At 70.7% G+C, this 23,627-nt stretch carries 18 protein-coding genes and 1 pseudogene; 12 read left to right on the top strand and 7 right to left on the bottom strand.

Going from position 1 to position 23,627, the window contains the following annotated elements:
• Positions 1–257: 257 nt before the first annotated feature.
• Together FB563_RS32250 and FB563_RS32245 are read right to left on the bottom strand one after the other, a co-directional pair.
• On the bottom strand, positions 258–746 hold the full coding sequence (locus tag FB563_RS32250) for a hypothetical protein (RefSeq protein WP_055703714.1): 489 nt from the start codon (positions 744–746) through the stop codon (positions 258–260).
• Positions 743–2,545 (bottom strand): sialidase family protein, encoded by a 1,803-nt coding sequence (locus FB563_RS32245; RefSeq protein WP_142219125.1) that lies wholly within the window; start codon positions 2,543–2,545, stop codon positions 743–745. Before FB563_RS32245 ends, FB563_RS32250 begins: the two co-directional genes overlap by 4 nt.
• Before the next feature lie 412 nt (positions 2,546–2,957).
• Between FB563_RS32245 and FB563_RS32240 the strand changes: the two genes are divergently transcribed.
• The 5 genes from FB563_RS32240 to FB563_RS32220 all read left to right on the top strand — a co-directional run bounded on the left by FB563_RS32240 (position 2,958) and on the right by FB563_RS32220 (position 8,778).
• The gene (locus tag FB563_RS32240) at positions 2,958–5,576 is read left to right on the top strand and encodes a LamG-like jellyroll fold domain-containing protein (RefSeq protein ID WP_055703712.1); all 2,619 of its coding nucleotides are present in this window, start codon (positions 2,958–2,960) and stop codon (positions 5,574–5,576) included.
• Between the two features lie 305 nt (positions 5,577–5,881).
• The gene (locus FB563_RS32235; protein WP_055703711.1) at positions 5,882–6,301 is read left to right on the top strand and encodes a YciI family protein; all 420 of its coding nucleotides are present in this window, start codon (positions 5,882–5,884) and stop codon (positions 6,299–6,301) included.
• Positions 6,298–7,443, top strand: a complete 1,146-nt coding sequence (locus tag FB563_RS32230) for an RNA polymerase sigma factor (protein WP_055703710.1) — start codon at positions 6,298–6,300, stop codon at positions 7,441–7,443. Before FB563_RS32235 ends, FB563_RS32230 begins: the two co-directional genes overlap by 4 nt.
• A 68-nt stretch (positions 7,444–7,511) precedes the next feature.
• Positions 7,512–8,192 carry a helix-turn-helix transcriptional regulator gene (locus FB563_RS32225; RefSeq protein ID WP_055703709.1) on the top strand — a complete coding sequence of 227 codons (681 nt, stop codon included), beginning with the start codon at positions 7,512–7,514 and terminating at the stop codon, positions 8,190–8,192.
• 31 nt (positions 8,193–8,223) lie between these two features.
• Complete coding sequence (locus tag FB563_RS32220) at positions 8,224–8,778, top strand: DUF3291 domain-containing protein (RefSeq protein WP_055703708.1); 555 nt, start codon at positions 8,224–8,226, stop codon at positions 8,776–8,778.
• A gap of 236 nt (positions 8,779–9,014) precedes the next feature.
• Here the strand turns inward: FB563_RS32220 and FB563_RS32215 are convergent, their stop codons facing one another.
• Positions 9,015–9,635 (bottom strand): GNAT family N-acetyltransferase, encoded by a 621-nt coding sequence (locus tag FB563_RS32215; RefSeq protein ID WP_079048489.1) that lies wholly within the window; start codon positions 9,633–9,635, stop codon positions 9,015–9,017.
• Between the two features lie 283 nt (positions 9,636–9,918).
• Here FB563_RS32215 and FB563_RS32210 point away from each other — a divergent pair, with 283 nt between their 5' ends.
• From FB563_RS32210 to FB563_RS32200, 3 genes are all read left to right on the top strand, one after another.
• Positions 9,919–10,413, top strand: a complete 495-nt coding sequence (locus tag FB563_RS32210) for a hypothetical protein (RefSeq protein ID WP_055705947.1) — start codon at positions 9,919–9,921, stop codon at positions 10,411–10,413.
• 80 nt (positions 10,414–10,493) lie between these two features.
• Positions 10,494–11,771 carry a sensor histidine kinase gene (locus tag FB563_RS32205; protein ID WP_055705946.1) on the top strand — a complete coding sequence of 426 codons (1,278 nt, stop codon included), beginning with the start codon at positions 10,494–10,496 and terminating at the stop codon, positions 11,769–11,771.
• Between the two features lie 9 nt (positions 11,772–11,780).
• A complete protein-coding gene (locus tag FB563_RS32200) occupies positions 11,781–12,434 on the top strand; it encodes a response regulator transcription factor (RefSeq protein ID WP_055705945.1) in 654 nt (217 codons plus the stop codon).
• Positions 12,435–12,483: 49 nt separating this feature from the next.
• Here the strand turns inward: FB563_RS32200 and FB563_RS32195 are convergent, their stop codons facing one another.
• Positions 12,484–13,425: an AraC family transcriptional regulator gene (locus tag FB563_RS32195; RefSeq protein WP_055705944.1), complete on the bottom strand. Its 942-nt coding sequence runs from the start codon at positions 13,423–13,425 to the stop codon at positions 12,484–12,486.
• A gap of 81 nt (positions 13,426–13,506) precedes the next feature.
• Between FB563_RS32195 and FB563_RS32190 the strand changes: the two genes are divergently transcribed.
• On the top strand, positions 13,507–14,337 hold the full coding sequence (locus FB563_RS32190; RefSeq protein WP_055705943.1) for an NAD(P)H-binding protein: 831 nt from the start codon (positions 13,507–13,509) through the stop codon (positions 14,335–14,337).
• A gap of 384 nt (positions 14,338–14,721) precedes the next feature.
• On the opposite strand, the gene FB563_RS32185 is transcribed toward FB563_RS32190, so the two are convergent.
• Complete coding sequence (locus FB563_RS32185; protein ID WP_055705942.1) at positions 14,722–16,539, bottom strand: hydroxysqualene dehydroxylase; 1,818 nt, start codon at positions 16,537–16,539, stop codon at positions 14,722–14,724.
• Positions 16,540–16,679: 140 nt separating this feature from the next.
• On the opposite strand from FB563_RS32185, the gene FB563_RS32180 reads away from it, so the two are divergent.
• The gene (locus FB563_RS32180) at positions 16,680–17,786 is read left to right on the top strand and encodes a protein kinase family protein (RefSeq protein WP_055705941.1); all 1,107 of its coding nucleotides are present in this window, start codon (positions 16,680–16,682) and stop codon (positions 17,784–17,786) included.
• A gap of 153 nt (positions 17,787–17,939) precedes the next feature.
• Here the strand turns inward: FB563_RS32180 and FB563_RS32175 are convergent, their stop codons facing one another.
• Both FB563_RS32175 and FB563_RS32170 read right to left on the bottom strand, forming a co-directional pair.
• Positions 17,940–19,199: a SpoIIE family protein phosphatase gene (locus FB563_RS32175; protein ID WP_055705940.1), complete on the bottom strand. Its 1,260-nt coding sequence runs from the start codon at positions 19,197–19,199 to the stop codon at positions 17,940–17,942.
• A gap of 401 nt (positions 19,200–19,600) precedes the next feature.
• Positions 19,601–19,797: pseudogene (locus FB563_RS32170) on the bottom strand (Sua5 family C-terminal domain-containing protein); the annotation flags it as partial.
• 288 nt (positions 19,798–20,085) lie between these two features.
• Here FB563_RS32170 and FB563_RS32165 point away from each other — a divergent pair.
• A complete protein-coding gene (locus tag FB563_RS32165; RefSeq protein WP_055705939.1) occupies positions 20,086–20,913 on the top strand; it encodes an FAD binding domain-containing protein in 828 nt (275 codons plus the stop codon).
• Positions 20,910–23,627: a molybdopterin-dependent oxidoreductase gene (locus tag FB563_RS32160; RefSeq protein WP_055705938.1), complete on the top strand. Its 2,718-nt coding sequence runs from the start codon at positions 20,910–20,912 to the stop codon at positions 23,625–23,627. Before FB563_RS32165 ends, FB563_RS32160 begins: the two co-directional genes overlap by 4 nt.

Below are 23,627 nucleotides of genomic sequence, written 5' to 3'. Positions count from 1 at the left end.
CAGCCGGCCACCGCCGCGGCAAGCGCGACCGTGACCGCTGTGGTACGCAGCCGGGGGCGCCGCCGCCGGCGCTGCCCTGTGTCCACGCCTGTCCTCAGGAAGTGAAACGGGCTCGGGATCCCCACGGGCGGATGCTCCCTTCCAGCGGGCCTGTCGTGTCCCACTTTGTCGCCTTCCTGAGTGACAGGCATGCGGAAGTAGGCCGTCCGGTCCGCCGATTCTGCGGCCGCACCGGCCCCGCATCGGTGGCCGGGCGGTCAGTGCCGTGGCGCCGTCAGGTACGTGAGCGACACCGTTCCGGGACAGTCGGGCATGGTCCGCAGGGCCCACCGGCCCTCCACGGTGGAGGAGGTGAAGTCGGACTCGGCGTCGTCCTGCTCCACTTCTCCGTCCTTCAAGGTGTAGTGCGCCTTGGGCAGTTCCCGTTGGAGGAAGGAAAGGACGCTTCGGAAGCCCTGATGGACCACGGTGGTGACGATCAGACGGCGGCCGGTGCGGTGTTCCACCGAGGTGACCGTCGCCTTCCCGGGCACGGGGAGCGACGGCGGGAAGTCGCCCGGCAGCGGTCGTGAGGCCCCCGAGGGGCAACCCGTCGCAGCGGGCCGCACCGCGGTGCCGGCGGCAGCGCTCCGCCCGGCCTTCGAGTCACCGTCACCTGTCCCGCAGCCGGTGACGAGCACCGTAAGGAGCACGGCGCCGGCACCGGCTGCCATCCCGGCCCGGTACGTCGTCACCGGGCCGCTCACTTGGCCTTCCGGTGCTTCTTGGCGAACATCGTGTCAAAGGCGCCGTACAACGTCCTGCCGGTGGCCTGACGGGCGATGCCGGCCAGGGCGTCGTAGTTCTGTGCCCCGCCGGTCGCGCACGTCCCGGTGCAGCCGTCGGCGTAGCCGACCAGCACCCGGCCCTGGGCATCGAGGGTGACGTCCATGAAATCGAGCAGGTTGCGGTCCTGACCGCAGGTGGTGCCGCCGGTGCAGATGGAGCCCTTCTGGACGGGGTCGGTCGGGGTGGCGTCCACGGTCACCCAGGAGCGGCCGCCGTCGTAGGTGGTGGCCACGTACAGGTGCCACACGCCCGTGAAGCCGCTGGCGTCCTGGTAGTTGCCGCCGGTGGTGGTGCCGAGGAAGGCGAAGGCGGCGCGGTCGTCGTCCCCTGCGGTCACCGCGGGGAAGACGATGTTCTTGATGCCGAGGGAGGCGCCGACGTTCTGGTCGTACAGCCACGTCCTGCCCTTGTCGTGGCTGACGGCGATCCGGGCGGTGCCGTCGCTGTTCTGGTAGCCCATGTAGACGCTGCCGGCGGAGCCGATGCCGACGCTGGGGTCGGAGTCGCCCGCAGTGCTGGCCGGGTTGGGGCGCACGTGCCAGGTCAGGCCGTTGTCCTCGGACAGCGCGACGGCCTGATGGCCGTTGCAGCCCTTGTTGGGGACGTAGACGGTGCCGTCGGGGGCCACCTTCACGTGTCCGTGCAGGCCGCCGCAGTCCAGCAGGGAGTACAGGGGAACCGCCGGTCCGTATGTCAGCCCGCCGTCGCGGCTGACCGCGCACGACGCATCGGCGATGTCCTGGGAGCAGTAGTAGACCGCGTCCGGGTAGCCGGTCGCCGCCCCGACACCGCCCGCCGCGAACGGTCCACCGCCCAGCGTCTGGTGGTCGACACCCGAGTCGATGCCGGAGCCCGCGGTCGGCGTCCAGGTCGTGCCGTCGTCGTCGGTGTAGCAGGTCAGTGCGGTCTTGCCCGCGAGTTGTGACTCGAAGGTGCGGTGCGTGGCCGGGTCGCTGAACAGGATCGGGTCGAGGCTGGTGAGGCTGCCCTGCGGGCAGCCGTTGGCGGCGTGGGCGCTGCGGTCCCGCCAGGTCGCCGCGCCTGAGCTGTCGTACGTGACCTTGAGGGTCGAGGTGTACGCCTGGTACATCACCGCCCCGGTGGCCCGGTCGACGCCTATGGAGGGTTCACCGGCGTTGTGCGCGTTGGACAGCGCGTCGGGCGCGGAGGATGAGGTGTACGTGGGCGGGGTGGCGGTGCTCGGCGGCGGGTCGACCGGGTCGGTGACCAGGCTCGCGGTGCCGGTGTAGCTCTCGCCCAGCGGGTCGTACGGCACGACGCGGAGCGTGTACGACGCCGACACCGCCGGTAGGAGCAGCACTTCCGGGTCGCTCGTGGACGCGGCGGCGGCGATCTGCCGGCCGTCGGCGTCGAGCGCGTACAGGTCGAAGTCGGCGACGGGATCGCCCCACTTGATCTCGACGCGCAGACTGTGCCCGGCGTCGTACCCGTCGGGCACAGCGACCGTGAGTGCGTAGTCGTCGCAGGGCCGCTGCGCATCGCAGGAGACGGTTCCCGCGGCGCCACTGGCATTCGGTACGACGAACGGCCCGCCGCCCCAGGCCACCGACGACGCGGTATCGGTGACGGTGCCCGAAGAGGGCGTGGCGGCATCGGCGGGCAGCACGGACAGGCAGCCCAGACTCAGAACGGTCAGGCCGATCAGCACGCGCCGTGGCCGACGGCGGCGACTCGACCGTGACAGGGCAGAAGGCATCAGGTCACCTCGGGGTTTGCCGGACGATGGAGGGGGACGACCCATCCGCCCGGCCGGGGGCGGGCCCCGACCTCACACACGTCGGCATCCGCACCCCCTTCACCGAGCGGCAGTGTCATCTGCTCTACGGCGAGGAGCGCCTCGTCAGTCGCGCGAAGTCGGACTCTTCTTCGGCGTGCGTTCGCCGAACGGACTCCAGGGGCCCTCGCTGGGCCAACTCCTGTGTTCCGGAGAGGCATTGGCGTACGGGGGGTGTTGACGGGCCGTGTTGGCACCCTAAGATCCCTGCTGCTCGAAGTACCGATCGCCGTACGGAATATCGAACAAGGGTGGCTGTCAGCTTCCGCAGGCTGCTCCGCCCCGGCCGGTACGCACCGCAACGCAACGGTCTGTCACAAAGGGAATGAGCCGCATGCCTTCAGAAGCCGGAGTGCCGCGCAGAACCGTCCTCACCGTCCTGGGCGCCGCCTCGCTCGCCGGGACCTTCGCCGCCGCCGCTCCCGCGGGGGCCGCCGAACTCGCCGGCACCACCACAAGCGCCACCGCCGCGGACCTCCCCGCCGCAGCCGCCCACTGGACCTTCGACGAAGGCTCCGGCACCTCGGCAGCCGACTCCTCCGGCAACGGCCGCACCGTGACGCTCCAGGGCGCCGCCGGCTGGGACACCGGCAAGGTCGGTACCCACAGCCTGAGCCTCACGGCAGGCGGCAACGCAACGGCGTCCGGGCCGGCCCTGGACACCTCCAAGGCGTTCTCGGTGGGCGCCTGGGTCAACCTCGCTCAACTCGGCGGATACCAGACCGCCGTCAGCGTCGACGGCAAGGTCGTCAGCTCCTTCTACCTGGGGCTGCGCGACGACACCGGAACCTTCGCCTTCGCCCGGCTGGGCTCGGACGCCACCCAGAATGCCGCGGTGGCGGCCGCCGCTTCGGCGCCCGCCACCGACACCTGGACGCACCTGGTCGGCGTCAGCGACCCGACCGCCGGGGTCATCCGCCTCTACGTCAACGGCGTGCTGGAAGGAGAGACCGCCTACACCGCGGGCTGGGCCGGCAGCGGCGACACCGCCATCGGCCGTGCGCTCTACGGCGGCGGGCACGTCGACCAGTGGCACGGACTGATCGACGACGTGTGGATGTTCCCCTCCGCCCTCACCTCCGACCAGGTCGCGGCCCTGGCCGGCGTCCCGGTGGAGACCACGACTCCGCTGCTGAGCGTGGACGTCGCCAACCCGGCGCACGCCGTGTCCCCCATCCTCCCCGGCTTGATGTTCGAGGACATCAACCACTCCGGCGAGGGCGGCATCTACGCCGAACTGGTGCAGAACCGCTCGATGATGGCCGGCGACACCACGCCCCTCCACTGGTCCGCCGTAGGCGCAGCGACCCTCGCACTCGACACCGCCACCCCGCTCAACGCCGCACTCAACCGTTCCCTCAAGGTCGTGCTGCCGAGCGGCACCGGGGCCGGAAACCGGGCCGGCGTCGCCAACGACGGCTACTGGGGCATACCCGTGCGGCCCAGAACCACCTACACCGCCCGGCTGTTCGCCAAGGCGTCGCGACGCATCGGCCCGCTCACGTTGGCCATCGAGTCGGCGGACGGCTCCACGGTGTACGCGTCCGCCCACGTGCCCCACATCGGCACCGACTTCCCCGGCCGCCCGTTCGAGCTGACCCTGCGCACCGGTACGCGCACCCCAGTGGTCGGCGACGCAAGGCTGACCGTCACCACGGCCGATCCCGCCGCCGCGGGCGAGACACTGTGGCTCCAGCACGTGTCCCTCTTCCCGCCCACCCACAACAACCGGCCCAACGGTCTGCGCGTCGACCTGATGGAGAAACTGATCGCTCTGAAGCCGAAGTTCCTGCGCTTCCCCGGCGGAAACTTCCTCGAGGGCAACACCATCGCGACGCGGTACAACTGGAAGAACACCATCGGTCCGGTCTGGGAACGCCCCGGCCACATGGACGACGCCTGGGGCTACTGGTCCACGGACGGCCTCGGACTCCTCGAATACCTGCAATGGGTCGAGGACCTGCGCGCCCAGCCGGTCCTCGCCGTCTACGCCGGCTACTCCCTCAAGGGCGCACACGTCACCGGCGACGCACTCAAGCCGTACATCCAGGACGCACTGGACGAGATCGAGTACGTCACCGGACCCGTCACCAGCACCTGGGGCGCCCGACGTGCCGCCGACGGACACCCGGAGCCGTTCCCGCTGGAGTACGTGGAGATCGGCAACGAGGACTGGTTCGACTCCTCGGGGTCGTACGACGAGCGGTTCGCGGCCTTCTACGACGCGATCAAGGCGAAGTACCCGCATCTGAAGCTGATCGCCACGACATCGGTGACGAGCCGCACCCCGGACCTGATCGACGAGCACTACTACCTCGCGCCGTCCGCCGCTCAGGCCTCCACCCACAAGTACGACAACCGGGACCGCGGTTCGACGAAGGTGTTCGTGGGAGAGTGGGCCGCGCAGGAGGGCCGCCCCACACCCGACCTCAACGCGGCACTCGGCGACGCCGCTTGGCTGGCCGGGCTGATCCGCAACTCGGACCAGGTCCTCATGGAGTGCTACGCGCCGCTCTTCTCGCACGTCAAGAACAACGTCTGGGCCACCAACCTCATCGCCTACGACAACCTCACCAGCTATGTGTCTCCCAGCTACTGGGCACAGCACATGCTGACGAACAGGCTCGGCGACACGGTGCTGCCGGCCACCGCGCGGGCGCTGCCCGGCCTCGCCACCGTGGCGACCCGGTCCGGGAACCGCCTGTACCTCGCAGTCGTCAACTGCGGGACGGAGAAGGTGAACGTGCCGGTCGAACTGAAGGGGCTGGCCAAGGGGGTCAAGAGGCAAGCCACCGCGACCGTCCTGACCGGCCCCTCGCGCACCACCACGAACACGCTGGCGGACCCCGACAGGCTGGTTCCCAGGACCAGCACCGTCACCGGCGCGGCAGCGTCCTTCACCAGCACCGTGCCGCCGCTCTCGGTCACCGTGCTGGAACTCGTCCTGACCTGATCGGGGCCTGCCCGACATGGCGCCGTCGGGGTCCGCGCCACTGCTTGGCATCAAAGTCGTCCGCGAGCTGCCGGGGAATCCGGTGAGAGAGGACGATGACGCGGACCTCGGCGGCCGCCACCCTCGGTCCCGGACAGGCCCGCTCGTCGAATCGTGCCTGATCCGGACCCGCGAGAGGGCTCACGCAAGGTCATCAACGTGAGTCCGGAAAACATTCGGACGGCGATGTCGAGAACTCGTGCCCGGCTCCGTCCCAGGGGTGCACGCGGCCACAATGGGTCGCACGAGCACCGAGGAGAACCACGATGGCCAAGTACCTGCTGCTGAAGCATTACCGCGGCGCCCCGGCTGCGGTCAACGACGTGCCGATGGACCAGTGGACGCCGGAGGAGGTCTCGGCGCATGTGCGGTACATGAACGACTTCGCGGCCCGGCTCGAGAAGACGGGCGAGCTCGTCGACGGTCAGGCGCTGGCCCCTGGGGGAGCGTGGGTCCGGTACGACGGTGAGGGGCGCCCGCCGGTCACCGACGGACCGTTCGCCGAGACCAAGGACCTCATCGCCGGCTGGATGGTGATCGACGTCGACAGCTACGAGCGCGCCGTCGAGCTGGCCGGGGAGCTGTCGGCCGCGCCCGGGGCGGGCGGCAAGCCGATCCACGAGTGGCTGGAGCTGCGCCCGTTCCTGGCCGCGCACCCCACCACCACGGAGTGCCCTCATCGATGAACGAGGCCCTGCTCCGGAGCCTCACGCCGGGCGTGCTCACCGTCCTCGTCCGTCGCGGAGCCGGCTTCGCGGCGGCCGAGGACGCCGTGCAGGACGCGCTCGTCGAGGCGCTCCGCGTCTGGCCGACCGACCCGCCGCGGGACCCGAAGGGCTGGCTGGTCACCGTGGCCTGGCGCAAGTTCCTCGACGCCACGCGCGCCGACGCCGCCCGCCGCCGGCGTGAGGAGCGCGTCGAGGAGGAGCCGGCGCCCGGGCCCGCGCCCGCGGTGGACGACACCCTCCAGCTGTACTTCCTGTGCGCCCACCCGTCGCTGACGCCGTCGTCCGCCGTCGCGCTCACACTGCGCGCCGTCGGCGGGCTCACCACCCGCCAGATCGCCCAGGCCTACCTGGTGCCCGAGGCGACCATGGCGCAGCGCATCAGCCGGGCCAAGCGCACCGTCTCCGGCGTGCGGCTCGACCAGCCCGGCGACGTCGCCACCGTGCTGCGCGTCCTCTACCTGGTCTTCAACGAGGGCTACTCCGGCGACATCGATCTCGCCGCCGAGGCCATCCGGCTCACCCGGCAACTCGCGGCCCGGATCGACCACCCCGAGGTGGCAGGGCTGCTCGCCCTCATGCTGCTGCACCACGCACGCCGCGCCGCCCGCACCGCGCCCGACGGCAGCCTGGTGCCGCTCGCCGAGCAGGACAGAAGCCGCTGGGACACGAAGTTGATCACCGATGGCGTCGAGATCCTGCAGGCGGCCCTTGCCCGCGACCGGCTCGGCGAGTTCCAGGCCCAGGCCGCCATCGCCGCCCTCCACGCTGACGCACCCACCGCCGAGGAGACCGACTGGGTGCAGATCGTCGAGTGGTACGACGAGCTCACGCGCCTGACCGACAGCCCGGTCGTCCGGCTCAACCGCGCTGTCGCCGTCGGCGAGGCCGACGGACCGCGCGCCGGCCTGGCGGAGCTCGCAGTGCTGGACGCCTCGCTGCCCCGCCACGCCGCGGTGGCGGCCTACCTCCACGAACGCGACGGCGACCTGGCGACGGCTGCACGCCTGTATGCCGAGGCGGCCCACAAGGCACCCAACCTCGCCGAACGCGACCACCTGACGCGTCAGGCCGCGCGACTCAACTCCCGCCGGCGCCACTGACAGGTCGCGCTCGGAACTTCCCCCTGTGGCCTTCTATGTCCAATCTGTGTTGTTCCTAGAATGTCAAGGTGAAGGACATCGATGCAATCGCAGCCCTGCAGGATCCGGTGCGACGCCGCCTGTACGAGTACGTGGTGGCGCAGGGCCGCGAGGTCGGCCGCAATGAGGCTGCCGAGGCGGCCGGGGTGGCGCGGACGCTCGCTGCGCACCATCTGGACAAGCTGACCGAGGCCGGACTGCTGGAGAGTGGCAGCCGCCGGTTGACGGGCCGCTCGGGGCCGGGGGCGGGCCGTCCCGCCAAGGTGTACACGCGGGCGCGGGCCGAGCGGGCGGTGTCGCTGCCCGCGCGCGACTACCGCACGGCCGCCGAGCTGCTCGCCGAGGCTGCCGAGCAGGCCGGACTGGATGCCGGGCTCTGCGCGGCGGCGCGCCGCCGGGGCGAGGCCCTGCGCGGGTCGGCGGCGCCCTGCGGCGGCCTGGACGAGGCGATGGAGATGCTGGCCGCCCGCGGCTACGAACCGCACCTGGAAGGCGCCGAGGGGATGGCCGGGGAGGCTGCGTGCGTCGTCCGAATGCGCAACTGCCCCTTCCATGCCGTTGCCGAACGCTTCCCGCCGCTCGTCTGCGGCATGAATCTCGCGCTGCTGGAGGGGCTGCTCGGCACGGACGGTCCCGTCCGCGCCCGCATGGACGCCCGACCGGGGGAGTGCTGTGTGGTGGTCGAACGCTCTAAAAACAAGATTGACTGACATAGAAAGCGGGCCATGCTGGGATCTGGTCATGACCACATCCGCGCCTGCCGCCCACCTCGCCCAGCTCAACGTCGCCACGCTCCGCCACCCCCTGGACGACCCGCGCATGGCGCCGTTCGTCGAGCTGCTCGACCCGGTCAACACGGCCGCCGATGACGCGCCCGGCTTCGTGTGGCGGCTCGTGGAGGAGGGGGCGCCCGATGCCACCGCCCTGCGCCCGGCGGGCGAGGACGTCATCGTCAATCTGACGGTGTGGGAGACCCAGGAGGCCCTGTGGGACTTCACCTACCGCAGCGGGCACCTGGAGGTGCTGCGGCGGCGCCGCGAATGGTTCGAGCGGCACGTCGAGGCGCACCTGGTGCTCTGGTGGGTCCCCGCCGGTCACCTTCCGACCACCGGCGAGGCCCTGGAGCGGCTGGCGCACCTGCGGGCGCACGGGCCGTCCCCGCGCGCCTTCACCTTCGCCTCCTCCTGCACCGCCGCAGAGGCCGACCAGTACCTTCGGGCCATGTCGCCAACGCAGCCTGACCAGGTCCCCGGGAACGCGCAGCCGACATCGGCCGGGGACGCGGCGGCACTGTAGGGCTTGCTCGATCCGGCAGGGGGGCGGCACCCTTTGCGCGACGGACGAGTCCGTCTTCCTCCTCGGAGAGTCAGCGAGCGTGCCGCGCATCCGGTCGGCGAACCAGGGGCTGCCCTCCCTGCCGAGGAGCGCGCCGCACAGCGGGTGGTAATGCGCGATGTTCCCGAAGGAACGCGAGCCAACGCCAGGCAGTACGTGTCCCGGTAGTTGCCCTCACCACCCGCGCAGAAAAGCGATCACGACCGAGACGCCACGCCAGTCCCAGCACGATCGTCCGTCCGGGGGGAGGGCTGACCTGCTGCCGCGGCCCTCGGGTAGGAAGAGTCGCCCAGAGCCTCCGCTGCCTGCTGGAGCTGCTTCTCCAACAGAGTGAAGGACTTGGGCGTCCCGCCCGGCTGCGGCTTGCCCTCCTTGTGGCCCACCATCCGATAACCGGCGTTCTGGTAGTAGGCCTTGAGCTGTGCGTTGCCGGCCACGCAGTCCAGGCGTACACATGTCCGTCCCACCGCGGCCACTCGGTGTTCCGCCGCGCTCAGCAGCAGCCTTCCTGTTCCGGGCTCGGCGACGTCCCGGTCCACCATGAGCCGGTGTACGTAACCGGCCACAGGCGGCTGCGGTCCCCAGGCAGCCTCGTCCTCCCACCACAGCTCCCAGGCGCCGGCGATGCGTCCGCCGACCTCCGCGAGCCAGACCTCGCCATGCGCCATGACCCGACGGAAGTGGTCCTCGTCCAGCTCCCCCGGTCGCCACTGCCCGGTGATGCCGCGGGTCAGCATCCAGCGTGCCGCGTCGTCGCGGAGGCGGACGAGGGTGGTCAAGTCGGCCTCGCAGGCCGGGCGGACGCACAGATCATTCATCCGAGGATCCTCGCACACCCGTCCGACGGCGGCCTGCGCGGCCGGAGCGCACAAGCCAGGAGTCAGCAGGCGACGCCCCAACCGCTCGCTGAGTGCGGACCCTGCCCGCTCGAGGGAGCGCGGGCGGCAGCCGGACATGACGATCCACGAGAGGGCGCGGGGCCTTGGGGGTGGGGTGGGGTGAACCGAACCCTGGACCTCCGTACGACCACCATGGCGCCGGGGCGGCGTCGGCGGAAGCCTTGGGGGTGTCGGGCTCGCTCCACCCCTCAAGGAGAACATCATGGCCACCGCATCCGTTCGCACCGCCCCAGCCGCGGCCCTCCGCATCCGCCGGGTGCTCCGGGAGCCGTTCACGGCAGCGGCCTGGCGAAGGGCCGCCTATGCCCTGCTCGCCTTCCCGGTCGGTGTCCTGTGCGTCCCACTCGCCCTGGTCGGCGGTCCGGCGGGGCGCATACAACGGGGACTCGTGCGTCGCCTGCTCGGCGCCGAACTGCCGGGCAGCCGACGGGGCCTGGTCCATGCCCTGCTGGCCACCCCCGTGAACCTCGCGGTCATGGCGGTCACCCTGTATGGCTGGTCGATCGTCCCGATGAACCTCGGATGGCCCCTTCGTGCCGGCTCCGACTACTCCGATGCCTGGGGTGGCCCCACGTTCGCCGGTGCCTACGCCTTCCACGCGGTCGTCGGCGGGGTCGGGTTCCTGCTGCTCATGCCCTGGCTGGGCCGGGCCATGGCCGCGCTCCAGTTGCGCATCGCCCGCCGCCTGCTCTCCTAGCTCCGCACGCCGGTCCTCCGGCCGTTCGCCCGCGCATCAACACTCGGTGAACGACCCAGCAGCAGAACTAGGTTGGCACCATGCAGCGTCTCCACTCCCTCGCCGCCGCCGGGTTCAGCCCGCCCGCGCTGGCCGCCCTCCTCTACAGCGCGCTGGCCTTCCCGCTCGCGATCGCGGGCAGTTGGCTCACCCTGGCCGGACTGGCCTTCGGCTGCCTGCTGTCGGTGACCCCGCTGGGTGTGTGGCTGCTGGCCGGCACGGTGCGGGCGGCGCTTGCACTCGGCGCGCTGCAACGGGCCTTGGCGCGCGGGCTACTGGGGCTGGAGATCGAGCCCCCGTTGCCCAGCGCTGCGCGTGGCCCCCTCGCCTGGAGACGCACCGTGTTGGGGAACCGCACGGGCTGGAAGGCCGTCGGGTGCGCGCTGCTGGCGCCGTTCACCGCGGTCCTCGCCTACATCGCCGCAGCCATCGGCTATGTCTATGGCGCCCTGTTCACCCTGCACCCGCTGATCGAGCACGTGGACTACCACACGGTGCACCACCCGGACGGTTCGATCACCCATGTCTCCTTGCAGGTCCTCGGTTTCCAGGTCGACTCCTGGCCGCGCTGGCTGATACCCGTCACCGCGGGCCTGCTGCTCCTGGTCGCGGCCCCGCACCTGGTGCGCCACGCCCTCGCTCCCCATCGGGCACTGCTCGCCGCCCTGCTCGGGCCCGACGCCGCCGAACGCCGTATCCGCACCCTCGAGGAGACCCGCGCCCAGGCGGTCGACGACGCCGCCGCAACCCTCCGTCGTATCGAACGGGACCTGCACGACGGCACGCAGGCCCGCCTGGTGAGCCTGGGCATGCACCTCACCGTCATCCGGGAGCTGGTCACCATGGGCGCCGACCGCGAGCGGGTCCTCGCCGCCGTGGACACGGCCCGCTCGGGCGCCACGCAGGCCATCGCCGACCTGCGCCACCTGGTCAAAGGGATCCACCCGCCCGTTCTCGACGAGGGACTCGAAGCGGCCCTCGCCACCCTCGCCGCGGACAGCGCCCTCCCCGTCACCCTCTGCACCGGCATCACCATCCGCCCCAGCCCGGCCCTGGAGACCATCATCTACTTCTGCGCTGCCGAACTCCTCGCCAACGCCACGAAACACAGTGGCGCCGACGAGGTGCGGCTCACCGTCACCGCCGCCGACGGACGGCTGCGCCTGAGCGTCACCGACGACGGCCGGGGCGGTGCCACGGTCGGCGCCGGCTCCGGACTCACCGGCCTGCTGGCCCGGATCCGCACCGTGGACGGCACGTTGACCTGCGACAGCCCACCGGGAGGACCTACCGTGGTCACCGTCGAACTGCCACTGTGAGGGAACGGGATGCGCGTCGTCATCGCCGAGGACTCCGCGCTGCTGCGCGACGGCCTGGTCCAGCTTCTGGGACTGCGGGGGATCGAGGTCGCGGCGGCCGTCGGCGACGCGGAATCGCTGCTCGTCACCGTCGCCGAGCATGAACCCGATGTCGCCGTCATCGACATCCGTCTGCCGCCGACCCAGACCGACGAAGGGGTACGGGCTGCCCTGCGGCTTCGCGCGGAGCACCCTGATACCGGAGTGCTGCTGTTCTCGCAGTACGTGGAGACGACGTACGCGGCTCGCATGCTGAGCGACCCCTCAGGGTTCGGGTACCTGCTGAAGGAACGGGTCGTCGACATAGGGGAGTTCGTGGCCGCACTCGAGCGGGTCGCGGCCGGCGGTACGGTGCTGGATCCCGAGGTGGTGGCCCAGTTGTTCGGGGCGAGCCGTCGGGCCACGGCCCTCGACACGCTCACCCCGCGCGAACGCGAGGTTCTCGCGCTGATGGCCGAGGGCCGCACGAACCAGTCCATCGCCCTCGCGTTCACCGTCTCCGAACGAGCGGTGGAAAAACACATCGCCAACATCTTCGCCAAGCTCGGCCTGCCCCCGTCGGAGACGGGCCACCGGCGCGTCCTGGCGGTTCTGCGGTACCTGGAGAGCACACGGGCGGCCTGAGACCGGTGCCGGACCATGCCGCCGGGGCAAAGACGTCTTCCCGCCGGGATCAGTGCGTCTGGCGGCGCCAGATCGATGGGCTGACGCCGCGCGTGCGCTTGAACGCCACGCTGAAGGCGAAGGGGTCCTCGTACCCGACCTCGCGAGCCACGGCGGCGACGGTCGTGTCGGTCTCTCGCAGCAGGTCGGCCGCCACGGTCATACGCCAGCCGGTGAGGTAGGTGAGCGGCGGTTCGCCGACCAGCGTGGTGAAACGGGCGGCGAACCCCGCACGGGAGATGCCGGACCGGGTGGCGAGTTCGGCGACCGTCCACCGGTGGGCGGGGTCCTCGTGCAGCAGGTGCAGTGCCTCGCCGATCACCGGGTCGGTCAGCGCCCGGTACCAGGCCGGCGCCGTTTCCGCTTCGGCGCACCAGGCCCGCAACGCCAGCACGAGCAACAGGTCCAGCATCCGGTCCAGCACGGCGTCCTGCCCCGGTTCCTCGCGGGTGGCCTCGGTGGCGAGCAGGTCCAGTGCCGCCCGGGTCGCCTGTCCGGTGGGTACCACCGCCAGCGGCGGCAGCATGCCGAGCAGACGGTCTCCGACGTCGCCGCGGAGGTCGTAGGCGCCGCGAAGCATGACCGTGGCCCCGGGCAGGCCGTCGCCGTAGGTGCGTGGAGCCAGGCTCCGCTGCGCGTCCGGCGCCTTCGCGGCACCGTCCACGACGCGTTTCGTCCGCCCGTGGATCACGACCTGAGGCGGGGTGGAAGGGTCATCGGCGATGGTGTACCAGCCGGGACGGGTGATGAGGGCGATGTCGCCGGCCGCGAGGCGTACCGGTGCGGTGCCCGCGTCGTCGATCCGTACCGACGCGTGACCGGCGAGCGTGGTCACGACCGTGAGAGGTGGCGGATCGGTGAAGCTCAGTGACCACGGGGGACGCTGGATGAGTTGCCTGACCCACGCGTTCCTGGCCCGCGCCCGGCGCAGCAGATCGCTGAAGACGTCCACGCATCAACGCTAGACGATCACAAAGGAAGTCAGGACACTCTCCCATGGATCGTCCACCGCTCCGGGGGTTGGCTGGACGGCATGAAGACCATCCTTGTCCTCGGCGGCACCGGCAAGACCGGCAGCCGCATCGCCCGGCGCCTGCAGGCCGCCGGCCTGCAGGTCCGCACGGCGTCACGCACCGGCGGCGACCTCCGCATCGACCTTGACGACCCGGCGAGCTGGGCGTCCGCGCTCGACGGCGTCACGGCCGCCTACCTCGTGGAGCCCAGCCTGTCGGCGAGCACCAACCACCAGGCGCGCCTGCCCCGGTTGGTGGCCGAGGCGGTCACCGCGGGCGTGCGCCGCCTGGTGCTGCTGTCGGCCCCACGCGCCGGCGAGAACGGGCATCCCCTGCACGCCGCCGAGCAGGCCGTGCGAGGCTGTGGCCTCGACTGGACCATCCTGCGTCCGCAGTGGTTCGCGCAGAACTTCAGCGAGGGACCCTGGCGGCACGGGATCCTCGCCGGAACCCTGGCCCTGCCCACCGGTGACGGGCGCACTCCGTTCGTCGACGCCGATGACATCGCCGCCGTCGCCGTCGCGGCGCTGACCGAAGACCGCCACAGCGGGCAGGTCTACGACCTGACCGGACCCCGGCCCATCAGCTTCGGGGAAGCGGCCGGCCTGATCGCCCGGGCCACCGGCCGCACGATCCGTCACCTCGACGTCGATCCAGAGGCATTCGTCGAGCGCCAGGTCGCCGCCGGCGTCTCACCCGACGTCGCCCGACTGCTCGCGGAACTCCTCGTGGCCATCCGTGAAGGCTCGGGCGCCACGCTCTCCGACGGCGTGGAGCGAGCCCTCGGCCGACCACCCAGGAACTTCGAGGAGTTCGTCACCGAGACCGCCGCCGCAGGCCACTGGAACTGAAGCTACGGGAACACGGACAGCGCGTTCATCCGGGCAGCGCCGTCGACTGGGTCGACGATGCACTTCCAGATCTGATTCCGAGTCAGGGCCGGTTCGATTCGGTCGTCACCAGACGGTCGCCGGCAGCGATGGCTGCCGCTATGCGCGCTTCGCCTGGTTCGAACGCCGTATCCGTCGCTCCCGCTTCGGCGCCACCGAAAGGGCGCGGGGCCGCGGCCGAGTTGCTCCGCGGCCCGACCGGCTGGCCGACCGCCGTCTTCGCCGTACCGCCGCCGAACTTCCCGGCGCACTGACGACCGTCCTCGGTGTCCGCGCTTCCTGCGGCGCGCCCCTCAGCGCGCCGCAGGGCTGAACGACGGCCACCGGAGCAGCGGCCCTTCCGCCTCACCCCAGGTCGAAGGTGTTGGGCAGCCCCAGCCTGTAGCGCACCTCGTCGATCCGCTTCAGGGGCTCCATCTCCGGCGGCCGGTACAGCTCCCACACACGGCACCGCTCGGCGTCCGAACGGTCCGCGTCGAGCAGGGCGTTGACGGCTCGCCGTGCGGATTCGTTGGCGCCTTCCATGGTCGCGAGATCGACGTCGGTGCGGACGTAGTCGCCCGCGAGGAAGAAGTTCGGGATCGCCGTCCGCGCCGAGGGACGATGGTAGAGCGTGCCCGTCGGGTGGATGAGGAGCTGCTCGCGGTTGTGCGGGTCGGGGCCGCCGAGGCCCGTGACCGCCGGGTCCATGAACCAGCCGAGGCGGTCCTCGTCCCTGAGCGTGGTCTTGCCCGCGTCGTTCAGCCCGTCCTTGAGCTGCGCCCACAGCTCGGCGACGATCTCGTCCCTGGTGCACTCCTTGGCCGTCTTGCCGTACAGGATTCCGGGCTTGTCCCACTCCGAGACGATCGCGGAGAGGCAGTCGTGGGCCCGCCCGTCGCCGTAGTCGCGGGAGAAGTCCCGTACGTCCCAGAACTGCGCCTGGCCGACGGCCGTCACCGACCAGGGTGAGTCGAGGCAGTTGATGTGGCCGTGCACGACGGGTGTGGGCGTGCGCAGGTAGAACATCACACCGGTCATCCAGTCCGTCTTCAGCGCGTCGCAGCGGCCGAGCTGCGGGTCGGCGGCGCGAAGGGCCCTGCCCCAGGTGGCGCGGGCGTGCTCGACGGGCATCGCGGAGACGTAGTGGTCGGCGGTGACCGTGCGCTCGCGACCGCCGTCGCGGGCCTCGACGCGGACGCCGGTCACCCGGCCGCCCTCGTACCCGACCTCCAGTACCTGCGTGCCGGTCACGAAGTCGACGCCGAGCGTGCGCAGATGCGCCTCCCAGGGGTCGATCCAGGCCTCGCTGGTGGGAGCGTTCAGGACGCGGTCGATGTCGGCGTCGCCGTCCAGCCCGCGGCCGAGCAGGCCCCACAGGATCAGGGCCTCGATGATGACGCGGCCGACGGTCCTGGTCGACGCCACTTCGGCGCGGGTGGCGACGAGGTTGCGGGTCTGTCCGATGCCGAGGAGCGTCTGGTACTCCCTGCTCATCTCGCCCGCGCGGATGAAGTCCCACCAGGCGACCTTCTCCCACTGGCCCTCGCGGCGTGCGTCGCAACTGGTGAGGTGGACGAGGAGACGGTCGGCGAAGTAGGCGGCCTCGTGGGCGGGCAGGCGGGTCACCACGTCCAGGGCGGACAGGATCTGGTCGCGGATCCAGGACGGGGTGATGTCGCCGGGCGCCGGCGGGGTCGTGATCCGGCGCAGCGGGAAGTGCAGGTCGGGGCGGCCCGAGCCGCGGGCGAACAACTCCTCGGTGGCGTTGCGGAGGTTGTCGTGGACGCTGCCGGCGTTGCCGGGGAACGGGATGCGGCGCATCGTGTCCGGAAGGTTCCGGTAGAAGCCGGGGAAGAAGCGGAAGCCGTGTTCGCCGGGCAGGGGCTTGCGGCCGCCGGCGGCCGTGCCGGGAACGTCCATCGAGCGGGCCTTGCCGCCGAGGGTGTCGTAGTACTCGTAGACGGTGACGGCGTAGCCGCGCTCGGCGAGTTCGTGGGCGGCGCTGAGCCCGGAGACGCCGCCCCCGAGAACGGCGACGCGCCGCCGGGAAGGCGTGGCCGCCGCGGCCCGCGCCCCGGGCCGTAACGCGGTCGCACCGACCGCGCCGCCGGCGGCCGTGAGGAAACGTCTGCGGGAGTGTCCGAGGGGCGGCTGGGGCTGCTGCGCGTGTTCTGTTGTCATGATTCCGGGAGGGTAGGGAGGGTTCCCGGAGCCCGGAAGCCTGTTTCCCGTCCTCCACAGCATCCTCACCCTGGACGAGTTCTCCCGGGACTTCTGACATGATCAACTGCGGCCGCCGTAAATGTCATGCTGGAGTCGCCATGGATGAGACCGAGTCCCTGTCCGCTGCTCGGGTGGCGGCTTACGCGGCCGTGGGAGCACGGCTCTCCCTGTTGAGCGACCACAGGCTCGGCGATGCCGTGGCTGCCGCTCCAGCAGGCGGTTCGGGCATCGGTGGCAGGTGGGCGGAGATGGAGGTCGAGGGGACGCGCGTCTTCGTGAAGCGGCTCCCGCTGACGGACATCGAGTTGCGGCCGGAGCACGTGCGCTCCACCGCCAATCTGTTCGAGCTCCCGCTCTTCTACCAGTATGGGGTGGGCTCGGCGGGGTTCGGGGCCTGGCGTGAGCTGGCCGCGCACTTCATGACCACCGCCTGGGTCCTGAGGAACGAGTACGCGGGATTCCCGCTGATGTATCACTGGCGAGTCCTGCCGGACCGTCCACCTGCCGACTTCGCCGACGCGTTCGGAGGCGTTGCGGGGGCCGTCGCCCATTGGGAAGGCTCTCCTGCTGTGCGCCGTCGACTGGAGGCCATCGGCAGTTCCTCCTTCAGCCTGGTCCTCTTCCTGGAGCATGTGCCCCAGACGCTCGCGGCCTGGCTCAGCGATATTCGTGATGCGGGCCGGGCGGAGCCAGGAGGCGACTCGGCCTACGGCTGGGTTGAGGAGGCGCTGCTGCGGGGCACGGAGTTCATGAGCTCACGCGGGCTGGTCCACTTCGACACCCACTTCGACAACCTGCTCACCGATGGCCGGCAGGTGTACTTCGCGGACTTCGGGCTCGCACTGAGCCGCGACTTCGACCTCTCGGCACAGGAGGCCGCCTTCCTTGCCGACCACCTCGTGTACGACCGCTGCTATGCCCCCAATCACCTGTTGCGCCACCACCTGCCTGAAGCCGTGCGAGGCGGGATGGAACACGGCACCTTCCTCCGTGAATGGATCGCAGGCCGCCGCCCCCATGGTGTTCCCCCTGAGATCGGTGCGATCATCGACCGCCACGCCCCGCACGCCGTCGTCCTGGATGCCTTTCACCGTCGACTGGTCAAGGAGAGCAAGCGCACTCCATTCCCCGCAGCCGAGGTCCGGCAGGCCCTCGCCGGCACGTCTGCTTCGGCGTGGACCGGCGGTACGGCACCGCCGGGATGACGCGGACGGAGTAGTTGACGGCGAAGGCGACTCTGAACAGCAGCGTCCGTAAGGCACGGATCCTGGACGAGCAGGCACCCCCGGACGGTGAGGCCGGGCGGTGCCACAGCCCGGGCCGGCTCGTGGGCCCCCGACGGGACCACATCGGGCTGATCAGTACGGTCGGGTCGTCCGGTCCAGGCGGACGACGACGATGGCGATGTCGTCGCCTGCACCGCTGGCGACGCCCAGGCGGGCGAGGAGGGCGTCGGCGAGGTGTTCCGCGCCGAACTCGGTGCAGGTGGCGAGCGTGGAGGTCAGGCGGGTCAGGCCGACGTCGATGTCCTCATCTCGGCGTTCGATCAGGCCGTCGGTGTAGAGGATGAGGGTGTCGCCGGGGGTGTAGGTCTTGTTGGCCTGGGGGCGGGGGACGTGTTCGAGCCGGGCGCCCAGCGGTGGGTCGGTGGCCTGGTCGAGCAGCTCGCAGGAGCCGTCCGGGTGCAGCAGCACGGGTGGGGGGTGGCCGGCGCTGCTGTAGATGAGCAGGTGGCTGTGGCAGTCGACGAGGACCTGGACGGCGGTGGCGGCCAGTGCTCCCTCGACCGAGCGGGCGTAGAGACCGAGGACCTCCAGGGCTTGGGCTGGGCCGTGGACGGTGCGGGTGGCGGCGCTCAGTGCGCTGCGGAGCCTGCCCATGACGGTGGCGGCCATCAGGCCGTGGCCGACCACGTCGCCGACCGTGACGGTGAAGCGGTCCGCGGGCAGGTCCACCGCGTCGTACCAGTCGCCGCACACGTTCAGTGATCCGGTCGCGGGCAGGTAGCGCACGGCGATGTTCGGGTGCCGGGCCAGGTCGGGGGAGTGGAGCATGGCTTCCTGCAGGGCGACGGCGATGCGCCGTTCACGGGCGTGGGCTTGTCGCAGTTCCTCGTTGAGCTGTTGCAGCTGCCGTGCCCGGGCGTACAGCTCGGCTTCCATGGCCGCTTCCCGGCCGGGTCTGACCGAGGGCAGGCGCGCGGTCTGGCGGGCGTGCACGACGTCGGTCATGTCCTCGGACCTGTGGATGATCCAGGCGACCTTTCCGTCCGCGCCGAGGACGGGCACGTTGATCGCGGTCCACCACCGCTCCTTGAACGCGTCCAGGTTGCCGGCGACCGGGATGTCGTACTTCTGCAACGCCATGTGATCGGTCTGGCCGGTGGACAGGACCCGGTGAAGCGAGGCCTTCAGCGTGTCCACCCCGTCGGCCTCCGGGTCGGCGGGGTTGTCCGGGAAGGAGTCGAAGAGGTACTGCCCGAGCAGCTCGGCCCGGCTGCGTCCGGTCACCTCGCAGAAGGCGGGGTTGGCGTCGGCGATCACCAGGTCCGTGCCGAGCACCAGGCACGGGCTCGGAAGGGCGGCGAACACCCCTGGGTAGTCGATCTTCGGTGTCACACGCTTTTCCTGCCAGTCGCTCGCTCTTCAATCTACGGAAAGTCCAGCTCCCGCGCCCGCCGAGCTCGCACGTGGGCGGCGGGTGGCAGCGGATTGCGTTCCTCGGACGTACGCCGTGATCAGGACCGTCCTGGTTCGTAGGGCACACCGTCGACCTGCTGCTGGAACGCTCCCGCCTCCGGCCGAGCGGGAGGCCGCCGGGCGGCCGCTGTGGTCGGCCTGTGCCACGGCCTTGGCGACGGGACCGCACGCCTCGTCGCGGCCCGTGGCCTGGACATGCCCGTCGCCTCGGCCCTGGGAGCAGCAGAGGCAGGGTCCTGCGGATCAGGCACGACGTCGTCCACCGCGGCGGCACATCGAGTGTGCGCCCCGGCGGGCATGCCGGACGACGTCGGTGCTGGTCACGCCGTGGTCCGGGGCCCTGCGGCACGGCGGAGCCGGTTGGCGATCGCGAGTCCCAGGCCCTCCTCCGCAGGCAGGGACGCGACGATGTGGTCGCACCCCTGCTGGTCGAGTTCGCGCAGGAATCCGTACAGGCCGCGCACGTAGGCGGCCATCGAAGCGGGAGCGTCACCACCGCGTGAGCCTTCCACGGGGCGTGAGGCCATGGAGAAGGCCCACCGTGCGCATCGGAGTGGTGACGGAACACCGGGGTCACTGTCCGGGGTGCCCCGGCTACTTTCAGCTCCACCTCGTCCTCGGGCCCACATCCGTATGCTGCGATAAGCTGTGACAAAAGTGTCTGTGCCCGCCGGTCTGTCGCGGCTCAGCCACTCGGACGGCGCGGCACGGCGGCCAACACCTGCCCGCTCGGCGGGAAAGCAACTCCTCTACCATCAGGGGCAGTTGACTTCCCGTGGGTCCGCTCTCCCGTGGCTCGGTTCTCATGGACCTCAACACCATCACCGAAGTAGTCCGGCGACCGTCCGAACGGCCAGGTGCGGACTGGCACGAGGGCGACGCCTGGCTCGCGGGCGGCACATGGCTCTACTCCACGGAGCAGCCGGACCTGCGACGGCTGATCGACCTGACGGCGTTGCGCTGGGAGTCTCTTGTTCCGACGGACGAGGGCCTGGAGATCAGCGCCACCTGCACCATTCGCGACCTGTACGCCTTCCCCTGGCCGATGGACTGGACCGCCGGGATTCTCTTCCGGAAGAGCTGCGAGGCATTCCTGTCCTCGTTCAAGGTGTGGAACGCGGCGACGGTCGGCGGAAACATCTGCATGTCCTTGCCCGCCGGCCCCATGATCACGTTGACGGTCGCGCTGGAGGCGCGGTACGAACTGTGGGCGCCCGACGGCTCCGTGCGCTTCGTCGACGCCCTCGATTTCGTCACGGGTGACCACCGCAACGTTCTCGCCCCCGGGGAGATCCTGCGGCGCGTCATGATTCCGGAACACGCACTGCGCAAACGCACCGCGCACCGTCGCTTCGCACTGACCCGGCTCGGCCGCTCGACGGTGTTCCTCGTCGGCACACAACGGCTCGGAGCGAGTGACCTGTCGCTCACCGTCACCGCCGGCACCACGCGGCCGGTCCGCATCGCCTTCGACTCCCTGCCCGATGTCCGAACCCTGCGGCGGAGCATCGACGCCGTGCCGGCCGACGTCTGGTTCGCCGATCCCAACGGGACCCCCGACCACCGCCGGCATCTGACACGGCACTTCGCCGAAGAGATCTGCCGCGAACTCATGGCTGGGGACCTGGCATGAGCTACCACGTGAACGGCAAGGCCTTCGACCGGGAACCGGCCCCCGGCCAGTGCCTGCGGACCTTCCTGCGCGAACTCGGCCACTTCGGCGTCAAGAAGGGGTGCGACGCGGGCGACTGCGGCGCCTGCACGGTGTGGCTGGACGGCACACCGGTGCACAGCTGCATCACGCCCGCGTTCCGTGCGGACGGCCGCGAGGTGACCACGATCGAGGGCCTGGGAAGGCCCGGCGCCCTGCACCCCATGCAGCGGCAGTTCGAGGACGCCCCGGGATTCCAGTGCGGCTTCTGCACCGCGGGGATGATCATGACGTCGGCGACCTTCACCGAGGACCAGAAGGCGGATCTGCCAAGGGCGTTGAAGGGCAACCTCTGCCGGTGCACCGGATACCGGGCGATCGAGGACGCCGTGAAGGGTGTCGGCGCGGTGGAGACGGCAGCGCCGGGCAAGGCCGTCGGGAGGAGCGTCGGCGCACCCGCGGGCCACGACGTGGTGACGGGGCACGCCGAGTTCACCATGGACACGCGGATCGACGGCATGCTGCACCTCAAGGTGCTGCACTCACCCCACGCGCACGCCCGGATCCGCTCGATCGAGAAGAGCGCCGCCCTCGCGGTGCCCGGCGTGCACCGGGTCTACACCTGGGAAGACGTACCCCGCAGACGGTTCACCACGGCGATCCACACCGACCACCTCGTCGACCCGGACGACACCTACATCCTCGACGACACGGTCCGCTTCGCCGGCCAGCGCGTAGCCGCGGTCCTGGCCGACACGGTCGGGGCGGCCGAGGAGGGCTGCCGGCGTCTCGCGGTCGAGTACGAGGTGCTGCCGGCGGTGTTCGACCCCGAGGCGGCGATGACCGACGGCGCACCCCAGCTGCACGACTCCCACGATCCGTTCGTGCGCGACCCCGCCCACAACATCCTGCTCGAACTCCACTCGCACATCGGCGACGTCGACGCGGGATTCGCCGCGGCCGACGTGATCCACGAAGGCACGTATGTCTCACCGCGGGTACAGCACGCGCATCTGGAGACCCACGGTTCGATCGCGTGGATGGAGGACGGCCGGCTGAACGTCCGTACCAGTTCACAGTCACCGTCGATCGCGAAGGTCAAACTGGAGTACCTGTTCGCGCTGCGCCCGGACCAGGTGAGGGTGTTCTGCAAGCGCGTCGGCGGCGGATTCGGCGGCAAACAGGAGGTGATCGCGGAGGACCTGGTCGCGCTGGCCACCCTGGACACCGGGCGGCCCACCTGTCTCGAGTACACCCGTGAGGAAGAGTTCACCACGGCCTCGCCGCGGCATCCGATGACCCTGACGGTCAAGCTCGGCGCGAAGGCCGACGGAACGCTCACCGCCTTCCAGGTCCGCAACGTGTCGAACACGGGCGCCTACGGCAACCACGGCGGCGAAACGCTGTACGCGGGCGGAGCCGCCGTCATGATCTACCGCTGCCCCAACAAGAAGTACGACGCGTACTCCGTCTACACGAACAGCGTGCCGAGCGGGGCGCTGCGCGGCTACGGGATGACGCAGCCGGCGTTCGCCGTGGAGTCGGCGATGGACGAACTGGCCCGCGTCCTTGACATCGACCCGCTGGAACTGCGCCGACGCAACATCGTGCGGCCGGGTGAGCCCCTGGTCGCCATGCACGAGGGCCCCGACGACGTGACCTTCACCGAGGACGGACTCGCCCAATGCATCGACCTGGTGGGTGATGCCCTGGCCCGTACGGCCGACCGGCCACCTCCCGGCCCCGAGTGGCTCGTCGGAACCGGCGTGGCGAGTTCCCTGCACGAGACCGCGCCCCCGACGGATCACCTCTCCGAGGCCTGGGTCACGCTGGGCGACGATCTCATCTACGAACTGGCCGTCGGAACCCCGGAGTTCGGCGAGGGAACCTCCACGGCCCATGTCCAGATCGCGGCCAACCAACTGGGCACGACGCCCTCACGGATCCGTCTGGTGCAGTCCGACACCGACCGCACGGGGTTCGACACGGGCGCCTTCGCGAGCGCGGGACTCTTCGTGGCGGGCAACGCGGTCCTGCGGGCGGCCAACGCCGTGCGCGACCGCATCCTGCAGTTCGCCGCGGCGCACACGGGCATCCATGTCGTGATGTGCACGATGGACGACGACGGTGTCGTCTGCGGGGACCGGCGGGTGTCGCTGGCCGAGCTTGTCGCGCTGGCCCGGACGCGTGGAATCCGTTTCACCGCCGCACGCAAGGCGTACGGCTCGCCCCGGAGCGTCACCTCCAACACACAGGGGTTCCGGGTCGCCGTGCACCGCGTGACGGGTGAGATACGGATCCTGTACAGCGTGCAGGCGGCGGACGCCGGAGTGATCATCAATCCGGCGCAGGTCCGGGGACAGATCGAGGGCGGTGTCGCACAGGGAATCGGCTTCGCCCTGACCGAGAACCATCAGGTCGACCACAACGGCGTCATGGTCAACCCGAACCTCCGGAACTACCGCATCCCCACCTACGCCGACATCCCCCGTACCGAGGTCCTCCTGGTGGGCTCGGCGGATTCGGTGGGTCCCATGCGGTCGAAGGGCATGGCCGAATGCTGTATCAACCCGGTCGCCCCCGCGCTCGCGAACGCGGTCCACGACGCCACGGGCGTCCGCTACCGTGCGCTGCCGCTGACTCCGGAACGCATTTACGGCCGACTCCCTGCGGAGCAGTCGGTGTCGACAGGTTGA

The sequence above is a fragment of the Streptomyces puniciscabiei genome (assembly GCF_006715785.1).
Lineage (GTDB): Bacteria > Actinomycetota > Actinomycetes > Streptomycetales > Streptomycetaceae > Streptomyces > Streptomyces puniciscabiei.
This window is presented reverse-complemented; position numbering and strand designations above follow the sequence as displayed.

What these genes read in the sequence shown, in the direction of transcription:
- FB563_RS32180 (WP_055705941.1), top strand. Translation starts at nt 16,680, where the DNA reads ATGGATGAGACCGAGTCCCTGTCCGCTGCTCGGGTGGCGGCTTACGCG.
- FB563_RS32230 (WP_055703710.1), top strand. Translation starts at nt 6,298, where the DNA reads ATGAACGAGGCCCTGCTCCGGAGCCTCACGCCGGGCGTGCTCACCGTC.
- FB563_RS32160 (WP_055705938.1), top strand. Translation starts at nt 20,910, where the DNA reads ATGAGCTACCACGTGAACGGCAAGGCCTTCGACCGGGAACCGGCCCCC.
- FB563_RS32245 (WP_142219125.1), bottom strand. Translation starts at nt 2,545, where the DNA reads ATGCCTTCTGCCCTGTCACGGTCGAGTCGCCGCCGTCGGCCACGGCGC.
- FB563_RS32220 (WP_055703708.1), top strand. Translation starts at nt 8,224, where the DNA reads ATGACCACATCCGCGCCTGCCGCCCACCTCGCCCAGCTCAACGTCGCC.
- FB563_RS32235 (WP_055703711.1), top strand. Translation starts at nt 5,882, where the DNA reads ATGGCCAAGTACCTGCTGCTGAAGCATTACCGCGGCGCCCCGGCTGCG.
- FB563_RS32205 (WP_055705946.1), top strand. Translation starts at nt 10,494, where the DNA reads ATGCAGCGTCTCCACTCCCTCGCCGCCGCCGGGTTCAGCCCGCCCGCG.
- FB563_RS32185 (WP_055705942.1), bottom strand. Translation starts at nt 16,539, where the DNA reads ATGACAACAGAACACGCGCAGCAGCCCCAGCCGCCCCTCGGACACTCC.
- FB563_RS32215 (WP_079048489.1), bottom strand. Translation starts at nt 9,635, where the DNA reads ATGAATGATCTGTGCGTCCGCCCGGCCTGCGAGGCCGACTTGACCACC.
- FB563_RS32165 (WP_055705939.1), top strand. Translation starts at nt 20,086, where the DNA reads ATGGACCTCAACACCATCACCGAAGTAGTCCGGCGACCGTCCGAACGG.
- FB563_RS32240 (WP_055703712.1), top strand. Translation starts at nt 2,958, where the DNA reads ATGCCTTCAGAAGCCGGAGTGCCGCGCAGAACCGTCCTCACCGTCCTG.
- FB563_RS32210 (WP_055705947.1), top strand. Translation starts at nt 9,919, where the DNA reads ATGGCCACCGCATCCGTTCGCACCGCCCCAGCCGCGGCCCTCCGCATC.
- FB563_RS32200 (WP_055705945.1), top strand. Translation starts at nt 11,781, where the DNA reads ATGCGCGTCGTCATCGCCGAGGACTCCGCGCTGCTGCGCGACGGCCTG.
- FB563_RS32190 (WP_055705943.1), top strand. Translation starts at nt 13,507, where the DNA reads ATGAAGACCATCCTTGTCCTCGGCGGCACCGGCAAGACCGGCAGCCGC.